General features: G+C 70.7%; 10 protein-coding genes. All 10 read right to left on the bottom strand.

What is annotated here, in order from left to right; translation table 11 throughout:
• A partial coding sequence (locus KBI5_RS22325; protein WP_277870126.1) for an AMP-binding protein occupies positions 1–263 on the bottom strand: 263 nt, incomplete at its 3' end.
• Between the two features lie 148 nt (positions 264–411).
• A complete protein-coding gene (locus tag KBI5_RS22320) occupies positions 412–636 on the bottom strand; it encodes an MbtH family protein (RefSeq protein ID WP_035734592.1) in 225 nt (74 codons plus the stop codon).
• Between the two features lie 291 nt (positions 637–927).
• Complete coding sequence (locus tag KBI5_RS22315; protein ID WP_085016354.1) at positions 928–2,253, bottom strand: PLP-dependent aminotransferase family protein; 1,326 nt, start codon at positions 2,251–2,253, stop codon at positions 928–930.
• Entirely contained in the window at positions 2,253–3,131 is an 879-nt protein-coding gene (locus KBI5_RS22310) for a prephenate dehydrogenase (RefSeq protein WP_011436865.1), read from the bottom strand. The genes KBI5_RS22315 and KBI5_RS22310 overlap by 1 nt, the downstream gene beginning before the upstream one ends.
• Positions 3,132–3,155: 24 nt before the next feature.
• Complete coding sequence (hppD, locus tag KBI5_RS22305; protein ID WP_011436866.1) at positions 3,156–4,223, bottom strand: 4-hydroxyphenylpyruvate dioxygenase; 1,068 nt, start codon at positions 4,221–4,223, stop codon at positions 3,156–3,158.
• Positions 4,224–4,359: 136 nt separating this feature from the next.
• Positions 4,360–5,157, bottom strand: a complete 798-nt coding sequence (gene dpgD / locus KBI5_RS22300; RefSeq protein ID WP_011436867.1) for an enoyl-CoA-hydratase DpgD — start codon at positions 5,155–5,157, stop codon at positions 4,360–4,362.
• Positions 5,154–6,452, bottom strand: a complete 1,299-nt coding sequence (gene dpgC / locus KBI5_RS22295; RefSeq protein ID WP_011436868.1) for a (3,5-dihydroxyphenyl)acetyl-CoA 1,2-dioxygenase DpgC — start codon at positions 6,450–6,452, stop codon at positions 5,154–5,156. Before dpgC ends, dpgD begins: the two co-directional genes overlap by 4 nt.
• Positions 6,449–7,090 (bottom strand): enoyl-CoA-hydratase DpgB, encoded by a 642-nt coding sequence (gene dpgB, locus KBI5_RS22290; RefSeq protein WP_011436869.1) that lies wholly within the window; start codon positions 7,088–7,090, stop codon positions 6,449–6,451. The genes dpgC and dpgB overlap by 4 nt, the downstream gene beginning before the upstream one ends.
• A complete protein-coding gene (gene dpgA, locus KBI5_RS22285; RefSeq protein WP_011436870.1) occupies positions 7,084–8,184 on the bottom strand; it encodes a 3,5-dihydroxyphenylacetyl-CoA synthase DpgA in 1,101 nt (366 codons plus the stop codon). The genes dpgB and dpgA overlap by 7 nt, the downstream gene beginning before the upstream one ends.
• Before the next feature lie 70 nt (positions 8,185–8,254).
• On the bottom strand, positions 8,255–9,565 hold a 1,311-nt coding region (locus KBI5_RS22280; RefSeq protein ID WP_116289995.1), incomplete at its 5' end, for an alpha/beta fold hydrolase.

Below are 9,565 nucleotides of genomic sequence, written 5' to 3'. Positions count from 1 at the left end.
TCAGGCAACGCCCCCACGGTCCGCGCCGTACCCAACGTCACCACGGGAGCGGCATCGGCCAGCATAAACGCCTGCCGGGCGGCCGGATACTCCGGATCCACCGGCAGATAAGCCGCCCCCGCCTTCAGCACCGCCAGCAACGCCACCACCATCTCCACCGACCGGGRCAACGCCACCGCCACAATCCGTTCCGGYCCCACCCCCAAACCCACCAACAGACGAGCCAGCCGGTTCACCGCGGCATCCAACTCCGCATAGGTCAACCGCACATCCTCACAGACCAYCGCCACCGCATCAGGCCGCGCGACCACCTGCGCCTGAAACATCTCCGGTAGTGTCAGGTCCGCAGTACCAGGCATCGACGTCCCCGCCTCATCCGTCCGGTATCGAGTGGTGCGGCGAGACCTGCCRTCAGTCGGCGGTCTCGTACTCCGCCATCTCCGCGATGAGGCTCTTGGGCCGCATGTCCGTCCAGTTCTCCTCGATGAAGTCCAGGCACGCCTTTCTGGAGTCCTCACCGTGGACGATGGACCAGCCTCCTGGAACCTCGGCGAAGACCGGCCAGAGCGAATACTGGCCTTCGTCGTTGACGAGCACGAAATAGCTGGCGGACTCGTCCTCGAAGGGATTGGTCATGACCATTACCTCTCTCCGTCGGCGACCATTTGGGGATAACGACTCATCCCACTGTAAGGTAACCGACCCGTGACGGGCAGAGCAAGGCGGTACCCGGCCAGATGTCCGATTCAGCAGTTGGACATCCGGCCCTGAAAATGTCCACTCAGATTCGATGACCGAACGACACGCCTCGTCATCGTGCACGCCCCGTTCATAGGCTTCACCCGGCCAGCCGACCCATGGCCCCCGGTAACCGGCTCACCCCGGTAACCGGCTCGGTGCGGTAACCGACTCAGTGCGGTAACCGACTCAGCGCGGCGGGTTGGCCTGCGACTCCACGAAGCCGACCAGCCGCGCGATGCCCTCCTCGATGTCGAAGCGGGTCAGGTAGCTGGTGGACAGCCGGATGCTGTGGTCGCCGCCGCCCTTCGGATAGAAGTAGGACATCGGCGTCCAGATAACCCCGAAGTCCTGCGCCGAACGGGTCAGCGCGGCATTGTCGGCACGGAACGGCACCCGCATGGTCAGGAAGAATCCGCCGCGGGGTGAGTTCCAGCTCACCCCGCGCTCGGCCCGCCGCTCGGCCGGCAGGTGCTTGTCCAGGCACTGCAGCATGGCGCGCATGGTGTCGCCGTAGTAGGCCGAGGTCTCGCCGTTCAGCTCGGAGATCCGGCCGTCGGCGGCGAGCAGGGCCCCGGCGATGGCGGCCTGGCTGAGCGGCGAGGTGTTCACCGTGACCATGCTCTTGATCTTGGCGAGGTCGTCGGCCAGCAGCCCGGTCCCTCCGGAGGCGTCCCGCACCACCTGGTCGGCGACCGCGAATCCGACGCGGGCCCCCGGGAAGACCGTCTTGGAGTAGGAGCCGAGGTGGATCACCCGGCGCGCCGGATCGAGCGACTTCAGCGTCGGCACCTGCGGGCCCGGGCTGACCAGCCGGTACGGGCTGTCCTCAAGGATCAGCAGGTCAAGGCGTACGGCCAGGTCGAGCAGCGCCCGCCGGGCCGGCAGCGGCATGGTCACCCCGGAGGGGTTGGAGTGGTCGGGGACCACGTAGACGGCCCTGACCCGGCGCCCGCGCGCCCGCTCGGCCGCGACCGCGGCCGCCAGATCGGCGCAGTGCAGCCCGTCCGCCCGTTCCTCGACCGGGGTCACCTCGATGTCCAACAGCCGGGCCGCGCCGGTGATCCCCACGTAGCACGGGCTGGAGACGACCAGCACGTCGCCCGGGTYCCGCATGAGCGCCCGCAGCGCCAGGAACATCGCCTCCTGGCAGCYGACCGTGACCACGATGGACTCCGGCGGCACGTCGATGCCCTCGTCCACCCGGAGTGATTCGGCGATCAGCTTCCGGATCTGTCCGGCGGACGGGCCGTACTGGAACAGGGCGTCGCGGATCTGAGCTGGCGAGTCGCCCCGCTCGGCCAGGTGATCGAGATAACGCCGCACCTGCGTGAAGATCTGCTCGATGTCGAAGAAGCCGTCATAGGGCCGTCCAGGAGCGAACGAGATCGCCGTGGGGAAACGCACGGTGACCTCGTTGAGAAAGTTCATCGTGTCCATGACGGGATCGGCGACGCTGGAGTGCAGGTCTTCCTTGCGCAGGTCTTCCTTGCGCGGGTAATGGGTTGTCTCCATCAGCTGTCCTCCACTTTCTGTGGATCGGGGATGCGACCGTGCCCGACCCGGCCGCGGACCAGCAGATCGGTGACGGCGGTGTTCCCCTCGGACCGCAGCGCCGAGGCCGTACGTGCCAGATCCCGCGCCACCTCGTCGAGCACGTCGGCGATCGGATGGGCGTTGGCCGACATGATGCCGAGCCACAGCCGAGGGTCGCCCGCCGCGATCCGGGTGACGTCGCGCGCACCCTGCCCGGTCAGCCTCATGATTGTCTCCGGGGTGTCCACGAAGCGGGCCGCCATCGCCGAGGCCACCACGTGCGGGGCGTGCGAGATCACCGCCATCGCCCGGTCGTGCTCGGCGGGATCCATCAGGACCGGCCGCGCGCCGCAGGCCCGCACCAGCGCGGTCACCGTGGCGGCGGCGGCCGCGCCGGACTCGCCGGTGGGGCACAGTACCCAGGACCGGCCGCGGAACAGGCCGGCCCGGGCGGCCAGCGGCCCTGACCATTCCCTGCCGCCCAGGGGGTGGCCTCCGACGAAGGCCGTGAGGTCGCAGCCCAGCTTGGCAGCCTCGGCGATCGGCGCCTGCTTGACGCTGGCCACGTCGGTGTACACGTGGGCCACCTGGTGCTTCTGCGCGTCCCGCAGGGCGGCAGGCACGGCGGCGGGCGGTACGGCCAGCACCGCGAGGTCGGCGGGAGCGCCCCGGTAGGCGGCGGGTCCACCGGGTAGCACCACCCCGGCGCCGAGGCCCGCGGCGAGCCGCGCCGCCGCCGGATCGCGGTCGGTCAGCAGCACGTCGGCGCCGTGGTCGCGTACGGCCAGGGCGATCGAGGTGCCGATTAATCCGGCGCCGATGACGATGAGGCGCCGGGGCACGAGATCAGCTCCCACCTGCTCACTCCCCCAAGGCCGAGGTCAGGCGCTCTCGGCGGCCCGTTGGCGTTCGACGGCCTCGTACAGGGCCTTGATGTTGTTGCTGCCGAACGTGTGGGCGCCGCGGCGGTCGATCAGCTCGTGGAAAAAGGTCCGCCTGGGGTGCCGGGACGCGGTGAAGATCTGCAGCATGACGCCGCCGTGGTCGCGATCGGCCAGGATATTGAGCTCACGCAGCGTCTCCACCGGGACGCCGACCGGGCCGAGCCGCGCCGGCAGCGCCTCGTAGTAGCTCGCCGGGGTGGTGAGGAACCGCACCCCGCGCTTCGCGCTGTCCCGGACCGCCGCCGTGATGTCGTCGGTGCGGAACGCGATGTGCTGGATTCCCGCCCCGCCGTGCGAGCGGACGAACTCGTCGATCTGGCCGGGGGCGCGGGTGGTGTCCGGTTCGATGATGGTGAAGGTGACCTTGCCGGACGGGCTGCGCACCACCTGGGAGTCCATGGCCTGAGAGCCGACCACGATGCGCTCCTCGAAGGTCCGGGTGAAGCCGAACACGTCCCGATAGGCGCGTACGGTCGGGTGCAGTTCGCCGGCGGGCAGGCAGACCGCGACGTGGTCGATGGCCCTGAGCAGGCCTTCGTTGGAGCGGTCTGGGACGGTCTCCTCGATGAGGCCGGGCGAGAAGGGCCCCTCGACCGCCTCCCGGGAGGTGAAGCGGTGCTCCACGTCGCCGAACCCGGCCACCGACGCGAAGGTCACGCGGCCGCCCGGCGTTCCCAGGGTCTCGGGCGGCGTGACCGGCACCGCTCCACGATTCACCGCCTCGGCGAACGCGGCCTGCGCCTGGTCGACGGCGAAGCCGATGACCGCCACTCCGTCGCCGTGCCGACGGACGAACTCGGCGGCGCGGTGGTCGGAGCTGGTCGCGGCGGTGACGACGACAGTGATGTCGCACTGCCGCAGCAGCACCGACTCGCAGCCCTTGAGCCCGGTGCGCGGCCCGCCTCGGCCGGTGACGGTGAAACCGAAGGAATCGCACAGTTCGGCCGCAGCCTGCGCGGCGTCCTCGACGAACAGCTCAATGTGGTCGATCGAATGAATGTCCATTCTTGCCCCTCCGTTCGTTGCGCCTCGACGCGCTTTCCACCCCAGCCCGCTGGTTAACCGGAATGACGCCCACCCCCGATTACGGATTCTTTTCTCCTGGACGACGCACCAGCGGTGGGCGGCGGACGGCGCGGGCTCAGCGGCCAGCCCATTCTGGGTCGCGTTTCTCGACGAACGCTCGGACCCCTTCCGCGGAGTCCAGGCTGTGCCGGCGCCGCTCTTCCCAGTGGTATCGGGCGGAGAATGCCTCCGGCAGCGGCATGTCGAGAGATCTGAGCACCACTTCCTTGATGGCGCGAACCGAGAGGGGGGCGCTTCTGATGATGTCGTCGGTCCACTCGGCGACGCAGCCGTCCAGCTCCGGGTAGGAAACCACGTCGTTGACCAGGCCGAACCGCAGTGCCGTCGCGGCGGTCATCCGGCGACCGGTGAGCAGATACCCCATCGCGGTCTTCAGCGGAAGCTGCCGGGCCAGCCGGAACGCGCCGCCGGCCCCGGGGATCAGGCCGAGCCGCGCCTCCGGCAGCCCGAAGACCGCGTGCTCGGCGGCGACGATGAGGTCGCAGGCCAGGGCCAGCTCGAACCCGCCACCCAGCGCGTACCCGTTGACCCGCGCGATCACCGGCTTGGACAGGGTGAAGCGCTCGGTAAGCCGGGGCCAGCCGGGCTGACCCCGGCTACCGAGGGAGGTGGCGGGCGTGCCTCGCTCGGTGAGCTCTGCCCGCTCCTTGAGGTCCTGGCCGACCGAGAAGGCCCGGTCGCCCGCGCCGGTCAGCACCGCCACCCACACCTCATCGTCGGCCTCCACGTCGTTCCAGATCGCGGCGAGCTCCTGGTGAGTCCGCTGGTCCAGCGCGTTGAACACCTCAGGCCGGTCGATCATGATGCTGGCCACGTGGCCCTTCTTCGCATAGCGCACCCGCGGCTCGTTCATGCGAGGCTCCCGGCGAATCGGCCGACCTTGTCGATGACATCCTGATCATGAAGCCGCAGCGCCTGCTGCAGCACGAACTCGGCCACGAAGCGGCGGAACTCCGCCACAGGTTCCTCGGCGAGGTTCAGCATCCGCCGGTTGGCGACCACCGCCGGCCCGTCGAGCCGGGCCACGCTCCGGTCGACGGCGGCGTCCAGCTCGTGCGGCTCGACGACCTCGTCGAGCACGCACCGGGCCGCGGGCTCGGTCGCCCAGATGCGGCGGCCGCCCAGGATGACCTGGCGGGCCAGCCGTGGCCCGGCGCACCGGCTGAGCCGCAGCGCCGAGACCCCGGGAATGATGCCCTCCCGCGTGGCCGGAAGGCTGAAGTAGGAGTCGGCCGCGGCCAGGACATGATCGAACACCAGCAGGAGCTGGGCCCCGCCGCCGATGGCAAAGGTGTCCACGGCGGCCACCCACGGCTTCTCGATCACGCCACCGCGCCAGGTCGCCCCCTCTCCGGCGACCAGACCTCTAACGATCTTGCTGATGTAGCCGAGCTCGCGACGCAGCAGGAACCCGACCAGCGAGATCTCCCCGGCGTGCAGGCGCTTGAGGTTGATGCCCACGCTGAACACCCGCCGGCCCCGGTAGCGCGGATGGCTCATCTCCCCGCCGCGCAGCAGCCCCACCCGGACGGCCGGGTCGAGCAGGGCCAGGTCGACGACGGTCTCCATGTCCTCGACCTGCTGCTCGTCCTCGGCGTTCAGGCAGTCGTCGCGGCACATGGTGAGGTGGGCCACCCCGTCGCGCCGGTCCAGGCGTACCGTCTCCAGCCGCAGCGAACCGGTGCGGCGGAACTCGGGCAGCAGCGCCAGCGCGCGCGGGGTCGGGTGCAGCATCGAGTCGAGCAGGTGCGGACCGGACAGCGGCGAGCGCAGCACCGCCCGCAGGAAGATGCCCTGGTCGATCTCGCGCCCTTCCTTGTTTCTCTGCGGCCGCTCGCGTTCCACGGCGAGTTGCCCGGTGGTGGGCACCAGGCCGGGGACCGCGGTCGCGGCGGCCTCGACCAGCTCACCGAGCCGCAGCCTGATGGTGCGGCCAGCCGTGAGCCGGTCGTACACCTGGTCGGCATGCGCGTCCATGAACCGGACCCGCAGCAGGCGGATCCCGTCCACCACGGCGGCGGCCTCGGCCCGCTGCTCGGGTGAGCGCACCGCGGGCTCGGGCAACGCGGCGAGCCGTTCCTCGGCGCGCTCGGCCGCCTCGGCCAGAGCCTTCTCCGCCCGCTGCGGGGCGGCGACCCCGGCCGTCATGATGCCGCCCCGCGGCGCAGCGCACGGTCGTAGGCGGCCAGGTGGGCACCGAGCGCTTCCTCGAAGCTCGTGGTGCTCGCATCGAACATCAGCTGCCGTCTGATCGCCAGCTCCCGCCCGGGGAAGGCTTCCACCGGCACGCCCTCCGGATCGTCGGACAGTTCGTCGAGCAGCCCGAGCCGCAGCGCCTCGACGGCGTCGATCGGCGCGCCGAACATCACTGCCCGGCGAGCCGCGGCGGTCCCTACCTGCTGGACGAGCCGGTAGAGGGCCATCCCGGGCCAGGTGGCCCCGCCGTCGGTCATGACGAGCAGCCGAGTGCCGGGGGTGGCCAGGCGCACGTCGGTGGCCAGGAGTACGTCGAGTGCCGTCCCGCCGCAGTCCCCCGAGGCGATGGCGACCGTCGTCGCGGACTGCCGCTCCAGCCGGCGCAGTGCCCGCTCCCACTTGGTCACGAGACCGACGGTCAGGTCCTCGGGCACCCCGCCGCGCGGGGCGCCCGACACGTGGGCGACCAGGGCTGCGGTCCCGCCGGAGTCCTCCACCCGGTCGCAGACCTCGGCGACCCGGCGGACCGACTCGGCCGACAACGGCTGGGCGCCGTCGATCCTCAGCACGATCTCCTTCGCCCTCACCATTGGACCAACGCCATCTCGATGGTGGAGCCGGGCCCCATGGCCATCAGCACCCCGTGGTCACCGGGACGGGTAACGCCCTCCTGGCACAGCCGCTCATAGGAGAACAGGAAGGAGCCGCTGGACACGTTCCCGTAGTCACGCAGGACTCCGGTGGTGTGCCGGACGTCGTGGCGGGTGAGCCCGAGATTGACCACGACCGCGTCGATGACTTTCTTCCCGCCCGAGTGCACCAGCCAGTAGGCGATGTCGCTGCGCCGCAGGCCGGTGCCCGCCAGCAGCCGGTCGGCGACCAGCTCGGCGTGCGCGCCCACCACGTAGGGGATCTGCGGGTCGAGGAAGAAGCTGAACCGTCCCTGGTCGCGGTCCCAGTCGTAGCGCATGGCGTCGATCGCGTCGGTGATGACGCAGCTCGCGAACTTCAGAATGCGCGCCCCCGGACCTGGCGTGCCGGCGACCATGGCCACCGCGGCGGCACCGTCGCCGAACAAGCTGTTGACCACGGCCGTGCGCATCGTGGAGTCCAGCGCGTACGCCGCCGAGCACGCCTCGACGCACAGCACGACGGAGAGCTCTCCCGGGTGCGCCGCCGACCAGCCGGCCACCACGTTGAGCGCGTTCAGGCCCGCGTTGCAGCCCATGCCGACGATGTCGCTGCGGCTGCAGTGCCGGTCGATGCCCAGCTCGCGGATGATCAGTGCGCTGAGCCCCGGGACGAGGAATCCGGTCGAGGTCACGCAGCACAGATGGCCCAAGTCGGCCAGCTCGGCGCCGGCGTCCTTCAGACAGGCGGTGAGGGCCTCGATCCCCATGCCGACTGCGAGCCGCTTGTGCTTGTCCAGCAGGTCGCCCTGCGGCTCGCAGACCCGGCGGCCGGCAGCGTCGGCCGGGGGCAAGGTGAGGTGGCGCCGATCGATCGCGCTGTTGAGGAAGACCGAGCGGACCCTGGGATCCGTCACGCCCAGGATGTCGAGCAGCTCCCGCTGGGTGTACGACGTGGCGGTCACGGCGGTCCCGACACCCGCGATCCTGGCGATCGGCCGGACGTGCGGGAGCGCTGCGGCCGGGGGCTCCGGCCGGTCGAGGCTGATGGTCATCGGAAGGTCCATCCCCACATGCGCGGCTTGCTACGGAGGAGCGGTCGAATGCTTGTCGTCGGCACCTTTCTCACCTCTCGTGTCGTGCCAGCTTCTCGGTGATCACCCGTGCGATCTCCGCGAGATGTTCTGCCTGCATGAGCTCCTGGTGGGCTCCTGAGATTTCGTGACCGTCGATCCGCCCGTCGACGTAGGGCCGCCACAGGGTGGGCGCCTCGGCTGCGGGCTGGGAGGGCAACCGGTCAAGCAGCGCGACGAACAGCAGCAGGTCGCCGTGCAGGACATCCGGAGTGAACTCCGCGCCCAGCCTCATGGTGTTGTCGAGCACCGAGCGGATCCTGCGCAGCCGCTCGCCGTCGACGTCCCCGCGGCCGACGTCCCCACGGCCGACGACCTGCTCGATCATCCGGTCCAGCCGCTGGTCCATCTTCCCGCGGACCTTCGGCATGACCTCCCGGCCGTCCTCCGGCCGGCTCCGTACGGCGGTGGAGGCGGGATAGCCGTCGAGAATCGCCAGGAGGCCGACCTGCTCGCCCCGTGCCTGGATGTGGGTGGCGAGGGCATGGGCGACCACCCCGCCCAGCGACCAGCCGAGCAGGTGGTAGGGGCCGGTGGGCTGGACGGATCGGATCCGTTCGAAGTAGTCGGCCGCCATGTCCGCCACGGTCCGCGGCAACGGCTCGGTCCGGGCCAGGCCTCGTGCCTGGAGGCCGTAGATGGGCAGGTCAGCGGGCAGGTGGTCGGCCAGGCCCGTGTAGCGCCAACTGATGCCCTCCACCGGGTGGACGCAGAACAGCGCGGGCCGGGTCCCCTCGGTGCGGATCGGCAGCAGGACGTCGAAGTCGTCGTCCTCGCCGCGGGTCTCCAGGGATGCCGCGACACCGGCCGGGGTGGGCTCGGCGAACAGCGTGCGGACGTTCAACTCGGTGCCCAGCACCTCCCGGATGCGAGCGATCAGCCGCATGGCCAGCAGCGAGTCGCCGCCGAGGTCGAAGAAGCCGTCGTCGGCCCCGACCCGCGCCAGGTCCAGGACCTCGGCGAACAGGGCGCACAACCGCTCCTCGACCGCGGTGCGCGGCCCCCGCCCGGTCGCCAGAGCACCGAAGTCGGGGGCGGGCAACGCCGCGCGGTCCAGCTTGCCGTTGGCGGTCAGCGGCAGCTCCGCCACCTCGACCACCACCGCGGGGACCATGTACTCGGGCAGCCGCCCGGCCACGAAGGCGCGGATCTCCGCCGCGCCGATCTCCTGGTGTGGCACGAGATAGGCCACGAGGTGCCGGTGGCCGGGCTGGTCCTCACGCATCACGACGGCGACCTGGTCGACGGCGGGATGCCCGGACAGCACGGCCTCGATCTCGCCGGGCTCGATCCGGAAACCACG

It is taken from the genome of Frankia sp. KB5 (assembly GCF_002099325.1).
GTDB classification, from domain to species: domain Bacteria; phylum Actinomycetota; class Actinomycetes; order Frankiales; family Frankiaceae; genus Frankia; species Frankia casuarinae.
Note: the sequence above shows the minus strand (reverse complement) of the source record. Positions and strands in the feature narration are given on the sequence as shown.